21 protein-coding genes and 2 pseudogenes are annotated in these 21,703 nt (G+C 68.6%); 12 read left to right on the top strand and 11 right to left on the bottom strand.

The features are described 5' to 3' along the window. The first annotated feature begins 256 nt into the window (after positions 1-256). The 3 genes from KXC43_RS49220 to KXC43_RS49210 all read left to right on the top strand — a co-directional run bounded on the left by KXC43_RS49220 (position 257) and on the right by KXC43_RS49210 (position 2,561). Positions 257-925 (top strand): NADPH-dependent F420 reductase, encoded by a 669-nt coding sequence (locus KXC43_RS49220; RefSeq protein WP_308129611.1) that lies wholly within the window; start codon positions 257-259, stop codon positions 923-925. Between the two features lie 63 nt (positions 926-988). Further along, positions 989-1,666, top strand: coding sequence for a BON domain-containing protein (locus KXC43_RS49215; RefSeq protein ID WP_221383228.1), 678 nt, complete (start codon positions 989-991; stop codon positions 1,664-1,666). A 280-nt stretch (positions 1,667-1,946) separates the two neighbouring features. After that, positions 1,947-2,561 (top strand): recombinase family protein, encoded by a 615-nt coding sequence (locus KXC43_RS49210; RefSeq protein WP_255646169.1) that lies wholly within the window; start codon positions 1,947-1,949, stop codon positions 2,559-2,561. On the opposite strand, the gene KXC43_RS49205 is transcribed toward KXC43_RS49210, so the two are convergent. The 6 genes and pseudogenes from KXC43_RS49205 to KXC43_RS49180 form a co-directional block, all read right to left on the bottom strand. Then, positions 2,486-3,199 (bottom strand): AMP-binding protein, encoded by a 714-nt coding sequence (locus KXC43_RS49205; RefSeq protein WP_308129612.1) that lies wholly within the window; start codon positions 3,197-3,199, stop codon positions 2,486-2,488. The genes KXC43_RS49210 and KXC43_RS49205 overlap by 76 nt on opposite strands. A gap of 275 nt (positions 3,200-3,474) precedes the next feature. Beyond that, positions 3,475-3,783: pseudogene (locus KXC43_RS52215) on the bottom strand (AMP-binding protein); the annotation flags it as partial. Between the two features lie 127 nt (positions 3,784-3,910). Next, positions 3,911-5,002 carry an IS630 family transposase gene (locus KXC43_RS49195; protein WP_221383225.1) on the bottom strand — a complete coding sequence of 364 codons (1,092 nt, stop codon included), beginning with the start codon at positions 5,000-5,002 and terminating at the stop codon, positions 3,911-3,913. 747 nt (positions 5,003-5,749) lie between these two features. Further along, positions 5,750-6,196 carry a cupin domain-containing protein gene (locus KXC43_RS49190; RefSeq protein WP_221383224.1) on the bottom strand — a complete coding sequence of 149 codons (447 nt, stop codon included), beginning with the start codon at positions 6,194-6,196 and terminating at the stop codon, positions 5,750-5,752. Between the two features lie 310 nt (positions 6,197-6,506). After that, positions 6,507-7,805 (bottom strand): hypothetical protein, encoded by a 1,299-nt coding sequence (locus KXC43_RS49185; protein WP_221383223.1) that lies wholly within the window; start codon positions 7,803-7,805, stop codon positions 6,507-6,509. Then, positions 7,802-8,842, bottom strand: coding sequence for an NAD-dependent epimerase/dehydratase family protein (locus tag KXC43_RS49180; RefSeq protein ID WP_308129610.1), 1,041 nt, complete (start codon positions 8,840-8,842; stop codon positions 7,802-7,804). Before KXC43_RS49180 ends, KXC43_RS49185 begins: the two co-directional genes overlap by 4 nt. Before the next feature lie 144 nt (positions 8,843-8,986). Between KXC43_RS49180 and KXC43_RS49175 the strand changes: the two genes are divergently transcribed. The 4 genes from KXC43_RS49175 to KXC43_RS49160 all read left to right on the top strand — a co-directional run bounded on the left by KXC43_RS49175 (position 8,987) and on the right by KXC43_RS49160 (position 11,483). After that, positions 8,987-9,646: a glycosyltransferase family 2 protein gene (locus KXC43_RS49175; protein ID WP_221383222.1), complete on the top strand. Its 660-nt coding sequence runs from the start codon at positions 8,987-8,989 to the stop codon at positions 9,644-9,646. Positions 9,647-9,663: 17 nt separating this feature from the next. Then, positions 9,664-10,278: a TIGR04282 family arsenosugar biosynthesis glycosyltransferase gene (locus tag KXC43_RS49170; protein WP_221383233.1), complete on the top strand. Its 615-nt coding sequence runs from the start codon at positions 9,664-9,666 to the stop codon at positions 10,276-10,278. After that, positions 10,275-10,943, top strand: coding sequence for a class I SAM-dependent methyltransferase (locus KXC43_RS49165; RefSeq protein WP_221383221.1), 669 nt, complete (start codon positions 10,275-10,277; stop codon positions 10,941-10,943). Before KXC43_RS49170 ends, KXC43_RS49165 begins: the two co-directional genes overlap by 4 nt. 399 nt (positions 10,944-11,342) lie before the next feature. Beyond that, the gene (locus KXC43_RS49160) at positions 11,343-11,483 is read left to right on the top strand and encodes a hypothetical protein (RefSeq protein ID WP_221383220.1); all 141 of its coding nucleotides are present in this window, start codon (positions 11,343-11,345) and stop codon (positions 11,481-11,483) included. Between the two features lie 51 nt (positions 11,484-11,534). Here the strand turns inward: KXC43_RS49160 and KXC43_RS49155 are convergent, their stop codons facing one another. The 4 genes from KXC43_RS49155 to KXC43_RS49140 form a co-directional block, all read right to left on the bottom strand. Beyond that, on the bottom strand, positions 11,535-11,918 hold the full coding sequence (locus KXC43_RS49155; protein ID WP_221383219.1) for a thioredoxin family protein: 384 nt from the start codon (positions 11,916-11,918) through the stop codon (positions 11,535-11,537). 124 nt (positions 11,919-12,042) lie between these two features. After that, positions 12,043-12,603 carry a peptide-methionine (S)-S-oxide reductase MsrA gene (msrA, locus tag KXC43_RS49150; RefSeq protein ID WP_255646162.1) on the bottom strand — a complete coding sequence of 187 codons (561 nt, stop codon included), beginning with the start codon at positions 12,601-12,603 and terminating at the stop codon, positions 12,043-12,045. Further along, a complete protein-coding gene (gene msrB / locus KXC43_RS49145; protein WP_221383218.1) occupies positions 12,600-13,157 on the bottom strand; it encodes a peptide-methionine (R)-S-oxide reductase MsrB in 558 nt (185 codons plus the stop codon). Before msrB ends, msrA begins: the two co-directional genes overlap by 4 nt. Positions 13,158-13,558: 401 nt before the next feature. Next, positions 13,559-15,487, bottom strand: coding sequence for an AAA family ATPase (locus tag KXC43_RS49140; protein WP_221383236.1), 1,929 nt, complete (start codon positions 15,485-15,487; stop codon positions 13,559-13,561). A gap of 33 nt (positions 15,488-15,520) precedes the next feature. Here KXC43_RS49140 and KXC43_RS53470 point away from each other — a divergent pair. From KXC43_RS53470 to KXC43_RS49125, 3 genes and pseudogenes are all read left to right on the top strand, one after another. Continuing rightward, positions 15,521-16,138 (top strand): annotated as a pseudogene (locus tag KXC43_RS53470) (GMC family oxidoreductase N-terminal domain-containing protein); the annotation flags it as partial. 67 nt (positions 16,139-16,205) lie between these two features. Continuing rightward, on the top strand, positions 16,206-16,727 hold the full coding sequence (locus tag KXC43_RS49130; protein WP_308129609.1) for a GMC oxidoreductase: 522 nt from the start codon (positions 16,206-16,208) through the stop codon (positions 16,725-16,727). A 36-nt stretch (positions 16,728-16,763) separates the two neighbouring features. Next, positions 16,764-17,696 carry an SDR family oxidoreductase gene (locus tag KXC43_RS49125; RefSeq protein ID WP_308129608.1) on the top strand — a complete coding sequence of 311 codons (933 nt, stop codon included), beginning with the start codon at positions 16,764-16,766 and terminating at the stop codon, positions 17,694-17,696. Positions 17,697-17,724: 28 nt separating this feature from the next. Here the strand turns inward: KXC43_RS49125 and KXC43_RS49120 are convergent, their stop codons facing one another. Then, the gene (locus tag KXC43_RS49120) at positions 17,725-19,308 is read right to left on the bottom strand and encodes an AMP-binding protein (protein ID WP_221383216.1); all 1,584 of its coding nucleotides are present in this window, start codon (positions 19,306-19,308) and stop codon (positions 17,725-17,727) included. A 237-nt stretch (positions 19,309-19,545) separates the two neighbouring features. Between KXC43_RS49120 and KXC43_RS49115 the strand changes: the two genes are divergently transcribed. Both KXC43_RS49115 and mctP read left to right on the top strand, forming a co-directional pair. After that, positions 19,546-19,746 (top strand): DUF3311 domain-containing protein, encoded by a 201-nt coding sequence (locus KXC43_RS49115; protein ID WP_308129607.1) that lies wholly within the window; start codon positions 19,546-19,548, stop codon positions 19,744-19,746. Between the two features lie 2 nt (positions 19,747-19,748). Next, positions 19,749-21,365, top strand: coding sequence for a monocarboxylate uptake permease MctP (gene mctP / locus KXC43_RS49110; RefSeq protein WP_221383215.1), 1,617 nt, complete (start codon positions 19,749-19,751; stop codon positions 21,363-21,365). The last annotated feature ends 338 nt before the right edge of the window (positions 21,366-21,703 follow it).

Genomic DNA, 21,703 nt, shown 5'->3' with positions numbered 1-21,703 from the left:
TCATCAGCAGCGCACCGGAACTACTATCCAACATGGACAAAGACGCTCTGCGTCACCACCGAAAGAGCGCCAGAGCCCCGAGATCGGTGTTTCCGGCATCGGTTGGTGGGTGTCGGCGGCCGGCGCCGAACCGCCGTCGGTCTGGTGATCTCAGCCGTCGCCCAGGCTGGAGTTCTCCGCACCGGCCGCGGAAACTCATCTCGGCCGGGGGAGGAACTCTCACCCCCGTCCTCGCGACGATGCCTGAAGGTCGTCGATGGGCATGAGCGAGCAATCAGTCCGGAGGGTTTCCGCCGTGAGAATCGCAGTCATAGGAGCGGGCAACATGGGTAGAGCGCTGACCCGCGCCCTGAACGTCGCCGGTCATACCGTCACGGTCACGGCCCGGAACTCCGAACATGCGCAGAAGGTAGCCGACGAACTCAAGGTGGCCACCGCCGGCTCCAACCGGGAGGCGGCGCGGGACGCCGACATGGTCGTGCTGGCCGTGCCCTCGAACACTGTGGCGGCAATCGTGGAGGACCTGGATGAGGTGCTCGGCGACGCCATCGTCGTCGACACCACCAATCCGTCCGGCCTGGACCGGGCGGAGATCCTGCGCGGGTCGGCATCGCTGGCCGAGGCCATCCTCCTGCTCGCGCCCGGCACCCGGGTGGTCAAGGCGTTCAACACGGTCTTCGCCGGCCGGCTCAACGATCCCGTCATCGACGGGGTGCCGCTCGACGGCTTCTACGCCGGCGACGATCCGGCCGCCAAACAGGTGGTCGCTGATCTTCTGGCCGAGATGGGGTTCCGCCCCGTCGACACCGGGGAGCTGCTCACCGCGCGGGTGCTGGAGCTCATGGCGTTCCTCAACATCGACCTCAACCTCCGGTACGACTGGCCCTGGCAGTCCGGATGGAAGCTGCTCGGCCCGACGGGTTGAGGAGAGCGCGGAACCGGGCCGCCCCGGCCCCAGAACCGAATCGAGAGAACCTGGAGGACCGGCATGGCCGGCACCGCAACGACCCGGACCGACGAGGACATCCAGCATGAGGTGCTGCACGAGCTGAGGTGGGACCCCGAGCTGGCGCCGAACGAGATCGGCGTCACCGTGCGGGACGGGGTGGCCACGCTGACCGGCTGGGTGGACAAGTTCAGCAAGAAGTGGGCCGCCGAACGCGCGGCACTGCGCATCCGCGGGGTCAAGGCCGTCGTCAACAACATCGAAGTACGCCTGGTGCCTGGGGACGAGCAGGCCGACGTCGACCTCGCCCAATCCGTCGCCCGGGCGCTCGAGACGGACACGCTCGTACCCGACGACGAGGTGAAGGTCTCGGTGTCCGGCGGCTGGGTCACCCTGCGCGGCGAGGTGGACTGGGACTACCAGCGTAAGGAGGCGGAACGGGTGGTCCGGAGCCTCACCGGGGTCAAGGGGGTCAGCAACCTCCTGACCGTGCGGCCGCGCACCAGCCCGTCGCCCGACGAACTCAGGAAGAGGATCGAGGACGCCCTGGTACGCAGCGCCGAGACAGACGCGGAACGGATCCACGTCACCACCGAAGGCAGCAAGGTGATCCTGACCGGGAGCGTACGGTCGTGGGCCGAGCGCCGCGAGGCCGAGCGGGCCGCCTGGTCGGCCCCGGGCATCACCGAGGTGGAGAACCTGATCACGATCAACCCATGACCGGTGCGCCCGACGCCCGCGTGCCGTCAGCGCCGCCATCACCGGCCGGAAGCCGGAGCCCCGATCCCTACGACGGCCGTGACGCTGTCTCCCCAGCGGGCTCGACCGGGCCGGCCGCACGCCATACCTAGTGTTCCGCGCCGGAAATTCGCCTTAGAAGTCGGTGTAGGGGGTGAGGGCACGAACGGGACGCCCCACCGCGCCGCTGACGCTGACCGATGAGGAACGCGCGACGCTGACCCGCTGGTCACGCCGGGCGAAATCCGCACAGGGCCTGGCGATGTGCTCAAGGATCATCCGGGCGTGCGCCGACGGTGCCTCGAACTGGTCCGGTCGCTGCCTGGCCTCACCACGATCTAGGCGATCTCATCCGGCCCGCAGGCGGCACCTAGCGGCACCTCGACGAAGCCTCTCACCGAGCCTTGCTGATGATGCTCGGCCACCAATCCGAACGAGAAGTCCTACGCTTCCGGATGCGCACCACCGCCGCGATGTGCGCCCAAGCCCGCGACCAAGGACGCCACCTCGGCGGACATCCACCCTATGGCTACCAGCTGGTCGACGCCGGGCCACACCGAACCAGGCCCATGCCGCCTGGGGACGGCGCCTACATCGCTTCGCTCCGGACCCCGACACTGCCGCGCACGTGCGTTGGATCTTCACCCGTCGACTGGCCGGCGCCAGCACCGCTGGTATCGCCCGCCTGCTCAACGACCGCCGGATCCCCTCGCCAGCCCAACACGACCCCGGCCGCAACCGGCATCGGACCAACACCGTCTGGACCCTGCGCGCGGTAGCGGCGATTCTGGCCAACCCGCGTTACACCGGCCGCGGGTCGATGTTGTGGCCACCGCGGATAATCACGTCCTTCCAACGGCCCGTCAGGTACACGTAGCCGTCAGCGTCGACCGAACCGAGGTCCCCGGTGTCCAGCCAGCCGTCGACCACCTTGCCGAGCAGGTCGAGCGAGCGGGTTCCGTCCGGTCCGACTGTGACGTATCCCGGGAACACGCTCGGACCGCTGATCGTGATGACGCCGATCCGGCCCGGCGGCAGCGGCGTGCCGCTGACCGGGTCGATCGCGCGGATGTGCTGGTACGGCATGCGCAGCCCGACCGACCCGGGCCGGGGGTGGCCGGGCACGATACGACTCGACGCGCAGGTGGCCTCGGTCAGCCCGTACCCTTCGCAGATCGGCACCGAGGTGTGTTTCTCGAAGGCCTCGCGGACCACCGGCGGCAGGTTGGCGGCTCCGCTGACCGCGAAATACAGTGACGACAGGTCGGCGTCGACCGGCACTTGAGTCAGCTGTGCGTAGACGGTCGGCACGGCAGAGATCAACGTGATGCCGAACCGCTCCACCAGTTTCCAGAAGACGGGGTAGAGCTGCGGGTCACGCCAGCCGAGCGGTCCGTTCCAGACGACTCGGCCGCCGGTGAAGGGCGGTGCCAGGATCGAGAGCAGAAACGCATTGACATGGAACATGGGCAGGCCGCCGAACAGGATGACCTCCCGGTCGGCGTTGGCCGCGATCGCCCAGGCGGTGAAGACCTCGTTCGCGTGGGTGTGGGCGGCCAGCTTGGGTGTGCCGGTGTGGAAGTAGGCGGCAATGCCATCCGGGCCGGTACGAGCCGGTCGGCGGGCTCCACCGCGGCGACGTCCTCGAGGTAAGCGACTCGGCCCCGGCCACCCAGCTCGGCCGTTGCCCCGCGGGGACCGTCCGGGCGCAGCGCAAGCACGGCGTCAAGACCGAGCTGCTCACCGAGGTGCACGGCGAGCCCCCACAGCTGCGGGTTGATCTCGGGTCCGGCCGCGATCAGCACCCGGGCACCGGACAGCCTCAGCATGCCCATCAGGGCCTGCGGCACCAGGGTCGGGTCGAGTGGCTGGACCACACCCACCGCTTCGGCCGCCAGCAGGCCGACGATCAGCTCGCCGCTGTTGGGACTGAGCAACGCCACGGCGTCGTGCCGTTCGATACCCAGCCGGTGCAGCGCATTGGCCGACCGGGTGACTTTCCACAGGAGCGCGTCGTAGGTGATCGTCACCGGCCGGATGGAGCAGCACGTGGGCCGTACGGTGCCCGTATTGCTGAGCGGCTCGCTCGAGCAACGCATAAGTGCTGGCCGGCAGATCTCGCGCGGACAGCGGTATCTGTTCTACGACGGTTGGATCAAGCAAGTTAATCATCGGGGCCCGTCGTCGACTTGAGCGTTTACCACTGCTTCTGACGAATCAGGCCGCCTAGTGTCCTGAGTCGTTAATGCGGGTGCAGTAGCGTTTGATGGATTCGAGGATCTGGTCGGCGGTTTTGGTCCAGACGTAGGGCTTGGGGTCGTCGTTCCAGGTCTCGATCCAGTCGCGGATGTCTTTGTTCAATGCTCGGACGCTGCGGTGGGTGCCGCGTTGGAGATTCTTGGTGGTGAGTTCACCGAACCAGCGTTCGACCAGGTTCAGCCATGATGAGCTGGTCGGGGTGAAGTGCAGGACGAACCTGGGGTGTGCGGTCAGCCAGCGTTTGATCGTCGGGGTTTTGTGGGTTGACGCGTTGTCCAGCACGACGTGGACGTCCAGGTCGGCGGGGACCTCGCGGTCGAGGGTGGTCAGGAACTTCTTGAATTCGATCGCCCGGTGCCGGGCGTGCAGGGCGCCGATGACTTTGCCGGTGGTCAGATCCAGTGCGGCGTAGAGGCTGGATGTTCCGGCTCGGACGTAGTCGTGGGTGACCCGGGCCGGGGTGCCCGGCATCATCGGCAGGACCGGCGCGGTCCGGTCCAAGGCTTGAATCTGTGATTTCTCGTCGACACACAACACCACCGCCCGTTCGGGCGGATTGAGATAGAGCCCGACGACGTCGCGGACCTTGTCGATGAACTGCGGATCCTTCGACAGCTTCCACGTGTCCTGGCGGTGTGGCTGCAGTCCGAACGCCCGCCAGATCCGCGAGACCGCGGTCTGGGACAAGCCTGCCTCAGCAGCCATTGAACGCGTCGACCAATGCGTCGCGTTGTTCGGTGTGGTCTCCAAGGTGGTGGCGATGACGCGTTCTACGTCGGCGTCGGCGATTGTTCGAGGCCGGCCCGGCCGTGGTTCGTCCAGCAAGCCGTCGAGCCGGTCGGCAGCGAAGCGGTTACGCCACTTGGTGACCATGTTGCGCGAGACCCCGAGATCCTCGGCGATCTGGCCATTCGGGGTGCTGCCCGCCTCAGCGCACGCCAGCACCACCCGTGACCGAGCAGCCAGCGCCTGGGCAGACGTTGGCCGTCGAGCCCAGGCCTGCAACTGTTCACGCTCGTCGTCGGTGAGCACGATGGGCACCGCTACCGGGTTAGGCATGACCAAACCCCTACCCGCACTGCCACCGATTTAACGACTCAGGACACTAGGGGTTCACAACACGGCGCGTAAACGTGTGCTGGCGTCCGGAATGAGCCCGACTTCCCGCGACACCCGGAACGATGCCGGCGATCGGCCGGTCGGTGTGACTTGTGCCGCACGGACGAACCCCGTGGCCGCCGTGCCCCCGCACCGCACGGGTGGCTCGACGTCGGATACCGCTCAACCTCAGCTTGGCTCACCTGCACGATCTGCCGGACGAGGTCGCGGACGACCCGGCAGCTCTGCCCTCGGACCCGGAATTCATCGGCTTTCTCCTGCCGACTTTTCCCAACCAGCCGCAGATGCACGAGGTCGTGCCGCTGCTGCGCTCGCTCGAAGGCCCACAGCTCTCGCCGGCGCGTGGACACCGAGAGCGGGTCTCGACCTGGCCGGGCAGCGAGTGCTGCTCATCGGCGCCGACTCGGTGGGCGCGGCCGTCGCCCGCCACCTCGCACCCTTCCAGGTCGAGCTCACCGTTGCCCGGCACCGCCGAGCTGCCTGAGGCCGACCGGGCCCTCACCGGCGCCGTCAGGACCCGGACCAGCCGGGCGCCGAACAAGCTCAGGTCCATCCTGATTCGAAAGCTCAATGACCAGTTCGCACGGTCGGCCGCAGCGCGCGCTCCAAGACGCAATCGGCCGACCCTGGCGTTCCTCTATGCATAGTGATCGATGAACTGAGACAAACGACAAGCCGCTCGCCCTATCAGACGGCCTCGACGCCGTACTTCTTGAACAGGCCGAGGATGCGCTCATCGAAACGCTCGGGTCCCCAGGTGTCCACCTGCACGCCCGGCGTGGGTTCGTCCCCACCCTCGATGAAGAGGCCCTCGGCGCCGGCCGGCGTGTAGATGAACAGCAACCTGGTGGTGTGCAGGCCGACGTTCTTGAACCGGTGCTTGACCATCCGCGGGATGTGAACGATGTCGCCGGTCACCGCGGTGAAGGTCTCGTCACCATTGAGGAACTCCAGCTCACCCGAGAGCAGATAGAAGGTCTCGTCCTGCTCCTCGTGAGTGTGCGGCACCGGACCCCCGCCGGGCGGAACACTGGCCTCCACGATCCCGACCGAGCCCGCGGTCTGAGCCGATTGCAGACGAACGGTGTAGACGTCGCCGGAAAACCACTTGGTGACACCGTCACCGGCAGGCACATGAAGCCCACCACCAGCGGCATCGCGAGCATCAATGGCGGTATCAGGGATGGAGAGACTCACAACACTCCTCAGAACAACGCTGTGAAGCGGGCACGAACCCGCCTCAACTGACTGTCGATACGGGGACGGCGACTCACCGTGGGGCGCGGCGAGCCACCGTCCGACCTACTTGACGGATCAGCAACGGAAAGGTTCACGCAGCCGGGTCATCCGACGGGCCTCTTGGGCGTACACGACCGCGGAGTGGACCGTCTCGGGTCCCGCACTGCCGTCCGGCGCCGGCCCGGCTGCTACGTTCCGGAGGCGCTCACCACGTCGTCAGTACGAGGTGATTGATCAGCAAGGCGACCCCCGCCTGTACCACCAGCCACGTCCGGCGGCTGGGCGCGGGGATCAGGGCGGCGCCCGCGGTGAGCCAGACGACGAAGGGCAGCCAGATGCGTTCCACCTCGGCCTTGCTGTAACCGGAGACGTCGGCGGCGACGATCGCCAGCAACGCCGCGGCCGGGAGCACCACGGCCGGACGCCGCCACGGCCGCTCGACGGTAGCGCGTCGTAGGATCACCGCCGCGACCGGTCCCGCGCTCAGGACCACGAGCGCCAGGTTGGCCCACACCCAGTAGGCGTACGGCCGGTCGGTGGCAATGCCCTGGTAGTAGCGAACGATGACCAGGTCATACCCGTCCAGCCACCAGAAGCCGGCCAGGGTGAAGGCCACCACGACTGCGGCCGCCCCGGCCAGAGCGGCGACCAGGCCTCGGATCCGGGCGGCGAGAAGCACCACCGCCAGCGCGGGCACGGCGAGCAGAACCAGCCCGTACGAAAGGTAGAGGCCGCCGCCGAGCAGCACCCCCGCGCCCAGGCCCGCCGGTATGTTCGAACGTCGCAACGCGACAGCCAGCAGCGCCAGCCCGACCGCGGTGATCCCCGCGAACAGCCCGTCCGCGGACACCCCCAGCCACACCGCGCCGGGGAAGAGCACCAGGAACGGGACGGCCGCCCGGCCCGCGGACTCGTCGCCGAGCGCGCGCAACGCGATCGGCACGGCGACCGCGCACAGCGCACCGACCGCCACGCAGACGACCGACGCCCACCCACCGCCCCCGAGCCCGATCCGGTCGAGGCCGACGAAGACGAGCAACGCACCAGGAGGGTGCCCGGCGACGTGGGTGGTCCACGAATCGGGCTGGAAGTCGAGGATGCGACCGGTGAAGCCCCGCAGCATGGCCGCCACGTCGGTGACGCCACCGACCTCGCTGAGGTACTCGTGGCGGGTGGTGAGCCGGCCCGCGATGCCGCGGTGCCATCCGTCGACCAGGGCGAGGGAGAGAATCCAGGCGGTCGACGTGGCGTACGCGACAACGAGCAGTCGGCGCCACGGCAGCGTCTCCGCGAGGCGCGGTCCGTACCAGATCACCACGGCGGCGGTGAGCACAGCGAGCGGCGTGCCTGGCCCGAGGTGGGGAAGCCAGCGCGCGGTCAGCGGCGCGAAGCTGGCCCGGACCGGGTGGCCGTTCAGGAACAACAGCCCCCCGACGAGACCGGCCAGGGCGACCAGGGCGACGGCTACGGCCGCTGCGACGAGGTCATTGCGACGGGGGCTCACCCGCGCAGCGGGGAGTGGGCGAAATCGGCGACCCCGGCGTCCAGACCGATCCGGGCGGTGAAACCCAGTTCCTGCGCGGCCCGTGCAGGCGAGGCCACCACATGCCGTACGTCGCCGAGACGGAACTCCCCGGTCACCACCGGGCGGGGCCCCCCAACAGCGCCGGCCAGTGCCGTGGCCATCTCGCCGACGGAGGCGGGGTGCCCGGACGCCACGTTGTAGGCGCGGAATCCCGGGGCGGCCTCGAGGGCGGCCACGTTGGCCCGGGCCACGTCGGACACGTGGACGAAGTCGCGCCGCTGACCTCCGTCTTCGAACACGGCCGGGGCACGACCGGCTTCCAGCGCCGAACGGAAGATCGCCGCGACTCCGCTGTACGGGGTGTTTCTCGGCATCCCCGGCCCGTAGACGTTGTGGTAGCGCAAAGCGGCGACCGCGCCGTCGGTCTGCTGGGCCCAGGCCGCGCTCAGGTGTTCCTGCGCGAGCTTGGTGGCGGCGTACACGCTGCGCGGGTCAAGGACCGCGTCCTCGTCGACCAGGTCCGAGGTCAGCTCCCGCCCGCAGCGGGGACAGACCGGTTCGAAGCGCCCCGAGGCCAGCGCGGCAACCTCGCGCGGAGCCGGCCGGACCGGGCCGTCGACCGTACAGGAGTACGCGCCTTCGCCATAGACGACCATCGAGCTGGCCAGAACCAGCCGTCGCACTCCGGCGCGGGCCATCGAGGCCAGCAGCACCGCGGTTCCGAGGTCGTTGCAGCCGACGTAGTCGGGCAGGTCGTTCAGATCGATTCCCATACCGACCATGGCGGCCTGGTGCACGACGACGTCGATCCCGCGCAGAGCATTTTCCACGGCGGACCGGTCACGGACGTCGGCCTTCAGCACCGGCAGGCCGAGGATCTCGTCCGCTATCGGGCCGGAGTGCGCAGCCGGGTGGCCGGAGTCGAGCAGCCGCACCTCGTGCCCGGTGTCGAGCAGGGCGCCGGCCACATGGGTCCCGATGAAACCGGCACCGCCAGTCACAAGTACGTGAGTCACGCCGCCGACCGTAAGGGCTGCACGGTCCTTCGGCACTGCTACCGACCGGCTCGTCAGTAGTTCGTAAGAACTTCGGCGGTCGTAAGGAATCGGTAATGCCGAACCTCCGTCTCACCGCTTTCCGCAAGGCTAGTTTCGTCGCTCATGACCGACGTCGTCCTTCCCTGCCTCAATGAGGCGCCCGCCCTCGAACTGTTGCTCCGGCGATTTCCGGCCGGTTATCGGGCGATCGTGGCCGACAACGGCTCGACCGACGGCTCGGCCGAAGTGGCGCGCCGGCTCGGCGCGCGCGTCGTGGTCGTTCCCGAGCCCGGATACGGCGCGGCCGTGCATGCCGGTCTGCTGGCCACCGATCCCGTCGACGGAGTCGTCTGTGTGATGGACGCCGACGGCTCGTTCGATCCGGCCGACCTGCCGCTGGTGGCCGACCCGGTGCGAGCCGGGACGACAAGGCTGGCGGTCGGCCGGCGCCGCCCGACCTCCCGCGGCGTGTGGCCACCGCACGCCCGGCTGGCCAATGCGGTCCTGTCCCGCCGGCTGCGCCGCACCACCGGCCTGAACGTGCACGACATCGGCCCGATGCGCGCGGCCAGCCGCGACGATCTGCTCTCCCTCGATCTGCGCGACCGTCGCTTCGGCTATCCGCTGGAGCTGCTGATCACCGCGGCCCGCCACGGCTGGACGGTGACCGAGGTCGACGTCGCCTACCACCCCCGGACCGCCGGAACCAAATCCAAGGTCAGCGGCACCGTACGGGGATCGGCTCGTGCCATCCGTGACATGAGCGCGGTGCTGGCCCGGTGACGTCGCAGATCCTGGTCATGGCCAAGACCCCGGCTCCCGGCCGGGTCAAGACCCGGTTGTGCCCACCGTTCACTCCGGAGCAGGCCGCCCGGCTCGCCGCCGCGGCATTGGCCGACACGATGGCCGCCGTCGCCGCGACACCGGTCACCGGACGGGTGCTGGTCGTCGACGGCGACCTCGAGGCCCCGACCGGCTGGGACCGGGTCACCCAGCGCGGCCACCTGCTGGCCGAGCGGCTCACCCACGCCTACACCGACACGGCCGTACCCCGCCGGGCCTCCTTGCTGATCGGGATGGACACACCTCAGGCCGGACCGGAGCTCCTCGGCGCGGCGGTCGCGACGCTGGCCGGCGAAGGCGTCGACGCCGTTCTCGGGCTGGCCGAGGACGGCGGCTGGTGGGCTCTGGGCCTGAACGACCCGGCTCACGCCGATGTGCTGCGGGACATCCCGACGTCCACCGACGAGACCGGGGTCCGTACCAGGGCCGCGCTGATCGCCCGTGGTCTGCGCGTCGCCGCGCTACCGGTGCTCACCGACGTAGACACCGTCAGCGACGCCCGTACTGTCGCCTCGCTGTGCCCGGCCGGCAGCGCCTTCGCCGCCGCCCTGAACCGGACCCTGCCCGCATGACCGCCCCCGTAACCTGGCCGCTTACCGCGCTGAGGGTGTATGACGCGGCCCTGGCGGCAGCGGGAACCGGCTCCTCCGCAGTCCTCATGGTTCGTCACGTCACCGGGGCCGAGCAACGGATCGATCCGGCCCTGTGGTGCCGCCCGGAGCTGCCCGGCGACTCCCGGCTGCTCGACAGCTGCTCCGGTCCGACGCTCGACGTCGGTTGCGGTCCGGGCCGATTGACGTACGCCCTCAACCAGCGCGGGCATGCCGCCCTCGGCATCGACGTCAGCGCCGAGGCGGTCCGGCTGGCCCGGGCCCGAGGCGCCACGGCGCTGCGCCGCGACGTGTTCTCGGCGCTGCCCGGGCAGGGCCGGTGGCGACACATACTGCTGGCCGACGGCAACGTCGGTATCGGCGGAGATCCGGTCCGGCTGCTGCGGCGCTGCCGCGACCTGCTCGCCGCCGACGGACGGCTGCACGTCGAACTCGGTGCACCCGGCACGCCCACCTGGTCGGGACAGGTGCAGCTGAGCATCGGCGACGGCCCGCCCAGCGACGGATTCGCCTGGGCGGCGCTGGCCGCCGGGGATCTCCCCGCGGTCGCCGCCGCCGCGGCCTTGCACGTCGTGGAAACGTGGACGGAGGCGGACCGGTGGTTCGCGACCTTGTCACCGGCCTGACCGACCGGCCGTACCCAGGGTGACCGGACGAGTTCCTCGAGGGCGACCTGTAGCAGGTCGCCCTCTGCCGAACACCGCCCTGGCAACCGACCCGACCAAGAATCCCCGCCCACCGATCCGCTACGCCACCGGCGAGGTCCGCGGCTCCTTCGAATACCTTTTCGTCGTGACCGACGACTGGAACGCGACCTGCCTGCGTAACGGTTCCGGCGAGGTCTACCAGGGCGGCGCTTACCACTACTCGGGCAAGATCGAGCTGGGCGCTCGTGGCGCCGTGTTGTACGGCAACAGCCAGGTGCAGGCCGAGGGTGGCATCGCCCGCCTCATGGCAGGCCCAGTCGGCACCGAGGTCAGCCGCGTCGACCTCGTCTCCCCGTCCGGGGAGGCGTCGAGGCCACCTTGGCCAACGGATACTGCCTGGCCTGGTTCCCCGACAAGGAGGGCGAGAAGCGGAAGACTCATGTCGTTCTGCACGGGAAGGACGGCTCCAGCGTGGAGCTTTCCGAGGACCAGTTCTACGGCCAGCCGTACCTGGACTGATCGAAGAGCGGCCGGCCCGATGTCAGGCCCGGCCGCTCTTGTCAGGGACACCTAGCCGTGAACGTGACCGAGCTCCCGCGCGTGCCGCTCGACCTCGGCCCGGACGTGATCCATGTCGAGCGCCCTGACCTGCTCGACCAAAGAATCCAGTTCCGGCCGTGGAAGAGCCCCGGCTTGGAAGAACACCGGGATCCCGTCGCGGTAGACCGCCACCGTGGGCACCCCGCGGATGTCGAGGGCGGCCGTGACCCGGTCGGCCGCCTCAATGTCGATCTTGCCGAACACGATGTCCGGGTTCCGCTCGGACGCGGCCTCGTACACCGGCGCGAAAGCCTTGCAGGGCGCGCACCAGGCGGCCCAGAAGTCGAGGACGACGATCCCGCCCTTCTCGGTGATCTCCTCGAAATTGTCATCCGTGACGGCGATTGTTGCCATCGTGCACCTTTTCTGTGGTCGACATGTCGGCAGAGTTGTCTTGCTCGCGGACCGAATCGTTGGCCGGGGAGATGACGAGGACGGATGCCGTAGCCGTCCAGCGCGGCATCCGTCCTGTCGATTGCTAGCTCGCGGAGTCCGAATCGGCTCGCGCCGGCAGCACCCAGTTCTTGCGGGGGAAGTGGCAGGTGTACCCACCGGGGAACTTCTCCAGGTAGTCCTGGTGCTCAGGCTCCGCCTCCCAGAACGGCGCCTCGGGCTCGATCGTGGTGACAGCTCGGCCCGGCCACAGGCCGGACGCGTCCACATCGGCGATTGTCTCGCGGGCGATCCGCTCCTGCTCCCTGCTGTGCGGGAAGATCGCCGAGCGGTAGCTGGTGCCGACGTCGTTGCCTTGACGGTTCAGCGTCGACGGGTCGTGAATCTGGAAGAAGAGCGCCAGGACATCCCGGTACGAGGTCCGCGTGGGGTCGAAGACGATCTCGACCGCCTCCGCGTGACCCGGATGGTTGCGGTACGTCGGAGAGTCGTTCAACCCTCCGGTGTACCCCACGCGCGTGCCGAGGACGCCGGGCTGACGGCGGATCAGGTCCTGCATGCCCCAGAAACACCCGCCGGCCAGGACAGCCGTCTCGGTCCCGGGAGTCGGGACGCTCCCGCCGCTGTTGTTCATTCCGCTGGTCATGCCTCGTTTCCCTTCGTGGAGTCGTGGTCGGTGTCGAACAACGAGCTGAATTCGCCGTAACCCTGCTCGACAAGCTGGGACGCGGGGACGAAGCGCAGCGCGGCCGAGTTCATGCAGTAGCGCCGGCCACCGGCATGCGTGGGCCCGTCGGCGAAGACGTGACCCAGATGGCTGTCGGCGCCGGACGAGCGCACCTCGGTGCGCGCAATGCCCAGACTCGCGTCGGTCCTGACCGTGACGGCGTCAGGGTCGATGGGGGCAGTGAAGCTGGGCCAGCCGGTTCCGCTGTCATATTTGTCGGTCGAGGAGAACAACGGCTGGCCCGAGACGACATCGACATAAATGCCGGGCTCGTGGTGGTCCCAGTAGGAGTTTCGGAATGCAGGCTCGGTGCCGTCCTCCTGGGTCACCCGGTGCTGCATGGCGGTCAGGTTGCTGACTGCCTCTACCGACTTGCTGTAGTGATGGGAATTCACTGAACTCCTCTTCCCTGACTCACACTCGAAGGCGTTCCGGCCGGCCTGGTCGAGCGCCGTGTGGTGTTGCTCCGCCATGCGACACGGAGGTGAGACGGCAATCCGGTCGGCTCACCGTGCTCCGGGTTCGGATCGTCACCCACGAAACTTGGACCCGGTCCGCGCCTCATCGCGTCGAGAAGGCGGTCGAGCGGCACGATCGCGTGCCGAACCGGACTTGCCGAACAGCACGTCACTCCGTGATGTCGGCCGTCGAGTTCAGGCCGGTCGCGCCGGCTCGGCGATAGATCACCTCCGGGTGGAGACCCATGATGACACTTATCAGCTAACCGGTCAAGAGCTTTAGATGGTTTGTCTAAGCGCGAGCGACTGGCCACTGCGGGCCGCGGTCAGCGTCTCTGCGGCCGGTCGAAATGAGAAAGAAACGGTCATCTTGCCGGTGAAGCCATGCGTCTCAGGTTCGGTGAGGTCTCGGTCGGCTAAATGTCCGTCCCCGGCCGGGGAGCGAAGCCGAGCTCCCAGAGCCGATCGGCTATGTGCGCGACAGCCTTGTCCCGGTGCCGACGGTAGGTGTTGAACGATAGGTGCATGGACTCGGCGACCCGCTCCTGCGATGTCACCGGACGCAGGAATGTGCGTGTGATCAGCTCACGGGGTGCCGACGGCAGTATTTCGGCCGCCCGCTCGATCTGCTCGCGCAGCGCCTCCGCGGTGGCCGGCTGGATCACTCCGGACCGGATCAGCGGGCTGGCCCGGAGCAGTCCGGGGTCGTTCAGGTTTCGCAGGGCGGAACGCACCGCCGCCGCGAACTCGGGCTTGGACAGCAGGCCGGCGGATTCTTTCGGGTACGCCCGGTCAGCCGCCGAGCTGCTCAGCCACTCGGCCGGCGTGATCCGGCGCCAGTCGTGCGCATACACCGGGAACCAGGTGCCGCCGACGGTGAACCCGGTAGCCGGCTGAAACCCGAGTCCGGCCAGGCCGGCAACCCACTCCTGGTGATCGGCGCAGGCACCGACCAACGTCCACGCAGTGTCGTCGCGGGTGACGATGTCGAGGACCTGACAGGCGGTGAACAGGGTCAGCAGGGGCGACACGGCCTGGCCGTGGTCGCGGTCGACGAAGAACCGCCAGGCCCGGATGTGTTCGCCGGACCGGCACGGCGCATTGTCCTGCGCATGACGCCACATCGCGTCCGTGCCGGGATCGACGCCCAGGTCGGCCTCGGTCAGGTCCAGGCAGGCGGTGAAACCACAGGGCTCACCCGCCGGGTCACGGAACACCCGGAAGCCCCCCGGCTGGGCGTCGAGCCAGAACTTCACGAGCTCGGCCTGCGCCGGGCCATCGACGGTGGCGCTCATGTTCACCAGGGTGTCCCGATCACCGTCGCGAAGCCGGTCGACGGACGCCCGTGTGGCCCCTGCCCGGGGCGGGCACACAGCGGCGCGGTCCCGGGCCGAGCCGATGGTGATCGCGTCCGCCACCAGTTGCAGCTGTTCCCGTTCGTCCGCTGTCGAACGGATCCGGGTCACCATGGCCGCGTTGAGCCGTCGACGCAGGTCGGCGTGGCCGCTCGGATCGCGCCAGCGCAGATCCGCGTCGACCAGGTCGCGGACGATGTCGTAGGGATACAAGCCGTACGGGCCCTGATAGATGAACGGCTGCGAGCGGAGCCATGCGAACAGTTCGGTTGCCCCGTCGCCGAGCACCGACCGGAGCAGATCCTCGGTGGTGACCGGAGCGTGCGCGCAGATCTCGAGCGCCGCGCGGTGCTGCGGCGACGGCGCCTCGACCACCCGGTCGAGCACTGCGCCGACCACGGCCGGCAGGTCGCTCAGCGTTCGTGGCTCGGCCCCACGGCGGACGGCGTCGGCCAGCAAAGCCAGGGTGAGTGGATGTCCATGGCTGAGGGCCGCCAGCCGCTCGTGGCGGTCGTCGGTGACCTGCTGGCCGGCCAGGTAGGCCCGGCAGTCCGCCGGAGTGAGGGGGCCGAGTGGTAACACGTGCAGGAGGCCACGCCAGGCCAGATCGGACAACCAGCCCGGGCCGGGTGGCTGCCGGCCGGCAATGACGGTGAGGGTGTCCGCCGGCAGGGCGGGAAGGAACTGACCGCGGATCACGTCGTCGGCGAACGCCAGCTGGTCGTACGCGTCGATGAGCCACGGGCCGGAGGCGGGGCCGTTCCGGCCGGGATCGAGGGCGCGGGCGTCAACCCGGACCGGTGCACGGCCGGCCGCCACCGCGATGTCCGCATACGCGTCCAGCAGGGCGCTCTTGCCGATACCGCCCTGTCCGTGCACGAAGATCACGCCAGGCTGGTTCAGCGCGTCCTTGAACAGCGTCAGCTCCTGATCGCGGCCCACGAACGACCGCCGTCTCAGGTCGGCGAGCTGCTGCCCGAGATTTGCCATCGATCGACTTTAGCGCCCGGCAGCATCCGTCCGATGGGCACAGAATGGGCAGACGGTGGGCTGTCCGTGCCGGACGGACTTCTTCATCATTCAGTCGTGCCAAGTGAACGCAGTGTCGATGTCCTCCCGCTTACGGCCGACTACATCATCGTCGGAAGCGGGGCCGCCGGGTCCGTGCTGGCCCATCGCCTCAGCCAGGATCCGGACTGCCAGGTGCTGGTACTGGAGGCAGGCGGCTCCGACGATGACGAACGACTGCTGATCCCGGCGAACTTTCTGTCGCTGGCTGGTGACGCGGATCATACGAAGCAGTTCGCCACCGAGCCGTTCGGTGACGGTCGTACCGAGCAATGGTCGGTGGGACGCGTCGTCGGCGGCTCGACATCGGTGAACGGCATGATCTGGAACCGCGGCTGGGCGGGCGACTACGACGCTTGGTCCGCGGCCGGGAGCATCGGCTGGGACTGGACCACCATGCTGGCGGCGTTCCGGGCGCTGGAACGGCATGAGCTCGGGGCCGGCGAGTACCGCGGCGGTGACGGCGGGCAGCCGGTCAGCGTGGCCGAGCAGGACCCGGCCAGTCAGCTCTGGATCGACACTCTGGCCGGGACCGGTGTCCCCGCTATGGCCGACCTCAACGGAAACGGCCGGGAACGGGTCGCCTACGCTCCCCTGACCATCGCCGGAGGTACCCGGTTCAGTGCGGCCCACTCGGGCCGTGGACACCGAGGTCAGTTACTACCCTTTCGCCGTGCCCGGCCCGGACGGCAATCAGGCCCGGATCGGCGGGGCGGCAGTCGGCTCCTACCCGCGCTCGCCCACCAGCACCGGATCCATCCACATCACCGGCCCCCGGTCGAAGGACACGCCGCGGCTCGTCCCGGGCTATCTCGCCACCGATCACGACCGCGCTGTCCTGGTCGCCGGCTACGCCCGGATCCGGGCCGTCATGGCGGCTGATCCGTTCGCCACGGTGGCCAAGGACGTCGCACCGTTGCCGGACCCCAGCGATGCGGACAGCATCGTGCGGCTCTCCCTCGACCACGGATCGGTACTGAACCACCAGGCCGGTACCTGCGCCCTGGGGCCGGGCGGCGCGGTGGAGGACGACCTGCGCGTCCGGAACACCAACCGGCTCCGGGTCGCCGATGCCTCAGTGATGCCGACGCTGACGACGGGCAACACCGCCGCACCCAGCATGGCAATCGGCTGGGTCGCGGGCGGACTCATTCTGGGCTGACTCGCTGTTCCCTCCGCATTCGGCAAGGAGTTTCAGGTGGCAATACCGAACACAGAGGTCACTCTCGGGGATCTGACCGGGACGCGGGTCCTTGTCACCGGTGCCAGCAGCGGCATCGGGCTGGAGCTGGCTCGCCGGTTCGCTGCGGCGGGAGCCGACGTGCTCATGGCCGTACGCAATGTCGTCAAGGGCGAGCGAGCGATACGTGACATCCGGGAGTCCGCGCCGGTCGAGAGGCTGCGCCTGCTCCGGCTCGATCTCGCCGCACTGGCCAGTGTGGCCGAGGCCGCTGACGAACTCGCGGGCGAGGGCCAGCCGCTGGACATACTCGTCAACAATGCCGGGATCATGGCGCCGCCGCGGAAGGAACTCACCGAGGACGGCCATGAATTGCAGATGGGCAGCAACTACCTGGGCCACTTCGCACTCACCGCGCGGCTGATGCCTCTGCTGCGGGCGGCGGCGACACCCCGGGTCGTCTCGATGAGCACCGTCCATTGGCGTATCGCGCGGACCAGTCTGGGTAACCTCGATGACAGCGAGCGATACCGGCCGCACGGCGAGTATGCCCGCTCCAAGCTGGCCATGCTGATGTTCGCGCGGGAACTGCACCGTCGGAGCCAGGCCGCCGGCTGGAGCGTCCGGAGTTTCGCCGCGCATCCCGGCTGCACGGTCACCGATCTGCAGATCACCGGACCAGGACCAGATGACCTGGTGATGCGCTTGTCCCGGCTGGCCCATGGATTTCCGGTCCTGTGGCAACAGACCAGTACGGGCTCGTTGCCGGCGTTGTACGCGGCGACGAGCCCGGCGGCAGCCGGCGGAGAGTTCTACGGGCCAGCCGGATTTCAGGAGCGGACCCGCGGCGTGAAGCCGGCCAAGGTGCCGGCCTCAGCCCTCGACCCGAAGGCCGCGCTCCGGCTATGGGAACAGTCGGAAGAACTGACCGGTTGCCGGTTCCCCGGTTGAGGGTCGTGCGCCCGGCCGACGACGTGGGCTATTCGATCGTCCCGGAGCCACGCTGATCGGCCGAGAGCTGGTCGCGAAGCGCGGACTTCTGGACTTTGCCGGAGCTGTTGAGCGGAAGTCGGTCAACGAAACGCCACATTCGGGGAACCTTGTAGGGAGCGAGCCGGTCCCGTACGTATCCGGAAAGGATCTGCTCCTCCGCTTCGGCCGCGGTGGCCGGCACCACGACGGCGGCGACCTGCTCCCCCCAGACCGGATCCGGCACCCCGAGGACAGCCACATCGGCCACCTGGGGATGACTCAGCAGCAGGTGTTCGATCTCGCGGGGATAGATGTTCTCACCGCCCCGGATGATCATGTCGGACTGGCGTCCGGCGATCCGGCAGTAGCCGCGCTCGTCCAGGCTGGCCAGGTCTCCGGTGTACAACCAGCCGTCGTCGTCGATGGCTTCCGCCGTTCGAGCGGCCTCGCCGAAGTAGCCGGTCATCACGTGATATCCGCGGGTGCAGAGTTCGCCCACCTCGCCCGTCGGCATCGACACTGTCCGATCCACCGGGTCGACGATCTTCAGCTCCACTCCGGGCAGAGGGCGGCCGACCGTGGTGCGCCGGTCCTCCGCGGAGTCGTCAGCCGTGGTCATGGTGATGCCCGGCGAGGCCTCGGTCTGGCCGTAGACGATCAACAGTGGAGCGTTGATCACAGCCTCCACCCGCTCGACGAGCTGGGGCGGGGTGAGTGCTCCGCCGCTGAGGCCGAACCGCACCGAGGACAGGTCCGTCGTGCTCAGGCTGGGGTGGTCGAGCATGGCCTGCAGCATCGTCGGCACACCGGCGAACACCTTGCCGTGCTCGGCCTCGATCATCCGCAGTTGCAGTTCCGGATCGAACGCCGGCAGCAACACGTGCGTGGCCAGGCCGGCGATCGACGAGAGCGTCGCGAGCACACAGCCCGCGGTGTGGAAAAGCGGCATCCCGTTGACAAAAGTGTCGCCCGGCTGCAGATCCAACAACCGCCGATATGACAGCCGAGCGTTGTTGACGATGCCCTTGTGGTGCAGCACCGCACCCTTCGGCCTGCCGGTCGTGCCGGAGGTGAACTGGATTTGTGCCGGGTCATTCGGACTTACGACCGGCAGCACTTGCGGGCCGGAGCCCTCGCGCAGGAAGGCCGGCCAATCCGGGAAGAGCACCGCTTCCCGCAACTCCGGCAGGTCCGGACGCACGGAAGCAAGCGACTCCCCCAGCGGATTGCCCCGGTACTCAGGCAGCAGGAAGATGCCCGCGGCCCGCGACTGCTGGAGCACGTGGCGCACCTCGGCCGGACGAAGAGCCGGGTTCACGGTGACCAGTGTCATCCCCGCCAGCGCGGTCGCCATCTCCAGAACGACCCATTCGGGAATGTTGTTGGCCCACACCGCGATGCGCTCGCCCGGATCGAATCGGCCGAGTAGCGACCGCGCTGCCCGTTCGGCATCGGAGAGCAGCTCGGCGTAGGTCCACGTCCGAGCATCGGGCTCGCCGCTGCCCTCGACCAGCGCCCGGGCGCCGGGCGCCTGCTCAGCAGCCCACCGCAGGAGCGACCCCACGGTCTGCTCCCGAAGCATCTCGGACATCTCCGCAGCACGATATGAGACAGCCATGACCACCGATTCCTGAACGTCAAATCCGCCGGCAATTCCGCTCAGCACGACGTCAGGCGTCGTGCCGTGGTTCATTCGGCGCGATCCTCACGATCGGTGCCGAGCGCCCGGTACTTTGTGGTCCCAACCGGAGGCTGCTCGGTCGCTCTCCGGGCACGTTAGCTGCGTCACTTCCTGAACCTCGTCCCCGTCGCCCTCGCTCTTGTGTGCGTGACGAACAGCAATGACCGCAGCCGATGGAACTGGCTGCTCGCCATCCCGGTAGCCGTACCGCTGGCCACCTTTCTGTTCAACTTCGACGGTCCGCGATGGGGCGGCTTCCCCTTGTTCTACTGGCTCCAGCTGGCGTTCATCGGCCTCGTCGTCGCAGTGACCACGCTGGTCTACCGGCTCTCGAAGCGGGAGCGGTGACCATGTGGCGTGACCATCTCACCCAGATCATCGTGTTCGGCGTGCTGTTCCTCGGAGTCAGCGCACTCGGCTTCGCCGCGTCGCGCTGGCGCCGCACCGGCCCGCTCAACCACCTCGACGAGTGGGGGCTGGGTGGCCGTGGCTTCGGTGGCTGGATCACCTGGTTCCTGCTCGGCGGTGACATCTACACGGCGTACACCTTCGTCGCCGTGCCGGCGCTGCTCTTCGCGGCCGGGGCGACCGGGTTCTACGCCGTGCCGTACACCGTGATCGTCTATCCGCTGGTCATGTTCGCGCTGGTGCGCCTCTGGTCGGTGTCGTTCCGGCACGGCTTGGTGACCCCGGCCGACTTCGTCCGCAAGCGCTACGAGTCACGGACCCTCGCCCTGCTGGTCGCGGTCACGGGCATCGTCGCCACCATGCCGTACATCGCCCTGCAACTGGTCGGCATCGAGGCTGCCCTCAAGACGATGGGTCTGGTCGGCGACTCCGGCTTCACCCGGCACCTGCCGATCCTGATCGCCTTCGCCATCCTGGCCGCCTACACGTACTCCAGTGGGCTGCGCGCTCCGGCGCTGATCGCGTTCGTCAAGGACACTCTGATCTACCTGGTCATCATCGTCGCGGTGATCTATCTGCCGGTCAAGCTGGGCGGCTGGGGCAGCATCTTCGACGCGGCCGCGGCGAAGTTCGAGGCCAGCGCGGCGCCGGGCGACGGGATCCTGCTCAACGCCAACAATCAGCTGAACTACGTCACCCTGGCGCTGGGTTCCGCGCTCGCTCTGTTCCTCTACCCGCACACGGCCACTGCCATCCTGGCCAGTCGGGACCGCGGGGTCGTCAAGCGCAACATGGCAGCCCTGCCCGCGTACACCCTGGCCCTGGGTCTCATCGCCCTTCTGGGCTATGCGGCGATCGCGGCCGGGACCAAGCCGGTGCTGGGCGACAACAACACCATCGTGCCGGCGCTGTTCGACGACTTGTTCCCCGCTTGGTTCGCCGGGGTGGCGTTCGCCGCCATCGGTATCGGCGCTCTGGTGCCGGCGGCCATCATGTCCATCGCGGCGGCGAATCTGTTCACCCGCAACATCTGGGTCGAGTTCCTCGACAAGAACGCCTCGCCGGCCCGTGAGGCCCGGGTATCGAAGATCACCTCGCTGCTGGTCAAGTTCGGCGCGCTGCTGTTCGTGGTCGGCATCAGCCCCCAGTTCGCGATCGACCTTCAGCTCATCGGCGGCGTGATCATCCTGCAGACCCTGCCGTCGGTCGGCATCGGCCTCTACACCCGCTGGTTCCACAAGGGCGCGCTGATCGCCGGCTGGGCGGCGGGCATGGGCGCCGGCCTGTGGATGCTCTACCTGGTGCCGAACGCGGCCACCAAGCACGAGCACTTCGGCGGCTCGGCGATCGCGCTGTCCAAGCTCGGCTTCGACTCGCCGCGAACGCTGTACGTAGGCTTCCTGGCCGTCGCGGTCAACCTGATCGTCGCTGCGGCCGGCACGCTCATTCTGCGGGCGGCCAAGGTTCGTGACGGCGGCGACGGGACGGACCCGCAGGATTACCTGACCGACCGCGAACCCGCTGCGGCAACGCCTGCAGCCGAGCTGATTCTGAAGTAAATGGCTGCACAAGAAAGCCACCTGATCGACTTGATCCGGCGGTGATGATCCGAGGAGGAAGACCTCGGACAGCGCCGCCCGCGAGCCGTCCGGGCCAGGTCCCCGTCGTGGACTGGACGGCGACGCACCGACGGCCGGCGGTACCCCACCGCCGGCCGTCGGCCTAAACCGATAGTCAAGGCATCCGGCGTGAGTCAGTCCACCGGAGGGCACTCCAGGTCAGCCCGTCGGCCGCTCTGCCGCTCCGGAAGCGCGCCCGACGCTAGACATCTTTTGTATTGGGGGTCTGTGTCTGATCCACTGTGACGCCTGCGGGTGATCGTCACGGCCGGTGGGGG

This window comes from Paractinoplanes polyasparticus (assembly GCF_019710575.1).
Taxonomy (GTDB): domain Bacteria; phylum Actinomycetota; class Actinomycetes; order Mycobacteriales; family Micromonosporaceae; genus Actinoplanes; species Actinoplanes polyasparticus.
Note: the sequence above shows the minus strand (reverse complement) of the source record. Positions and strands in the feature narration are given on the sequence as shown.

Coding starts and splice junctions, on each gene's coding strand:
- KXC43_RS49215 (WP_221383228.1), top strand. CDS start 989: ATGGCCGGCACCGCAACGACCCGGACCGACGAGGACATCCAGCATGAG.
- KXC43_RS49170 (WP_221383233.1), top strand. CDS start 9,664: ATGGCCAAGACCCCGGCTCCCGGCCGGGTCAAGACCCGGTTGTGCCCA.
- KXC43_RS49175 (WP_221383222.1), top strand. CDS start 8,987: ATGACCGACGTCGTCCTTCCCTGCCTCAATGAGGCGCCCGCCCTCGAA.
- KXC43_RS49220 (WP_308129611.1), top strand. CDS start 257: ATGGGCATGAGCGAGCAATCAGTCCGGAGGGTTTCCGCCGTGAGAATC.
- KXC43_RS49210 (WP_255646169.1), top strand. CDS start 1,947: ATGTGCTCAAGGATCATCCGGGCGTGCGCCGACGGTGCCTCGAACTGG.
- KXC43_RS49140 (WP_221383236.1), bottom strand. CDS start 15,487: ATGGCAAATCTCGGGCAGCAGCTCGCCGACCTGAGACGGCGGTCGTTC.
- msrB (WP_221383218.1), bottom strand. CDS start 13,157: ATGGCGGAGCAACACCACACGGCGCTCGACCAGGCCGGCCGGAACGCC.
- KXC43_RS49165 (WP_221383221.1), top strand. CDS start 10,275: ATGACCGCCCCCGTAACCTGGCCGCTTACCGCGCTGAGGGTGTATGAC.
- msrA (WP_255646162.1), bottom strand. CDS start 12,603: ATGACCAGCGGAATGAACAACAGCGGCGGGAGCGTCCCGACTCCCGGG.
- mctP (WP_221383215.1), top strand. CDS start 19,749: ATGTGGCGTGACCATCTCACCCAGATCATCGTGTTCGGCGTGCTGTTC.
- KXC43_RS49120 (WP_221383216.1), bottom strand. CDS start 19,308: ATGTCCGAGATGCTTCGGGAGCAGACCGTGGGGTCGCTCCTGCGGTGG.
- KXC43_RS49155 (WP_221383219.1), bottom strand. CDS start 11,918: ATGGCAACAATCGCCGTCACGGATGACAATTTCGAGGAGATCACCGAG.
- KXC43_RS49195 (WP_221383225.1), bottom strand. CDS start 5,002: ATGCCTAACCCGGTAGCGGTGCCCATCGTGCTCACCGACGACGAGCGT.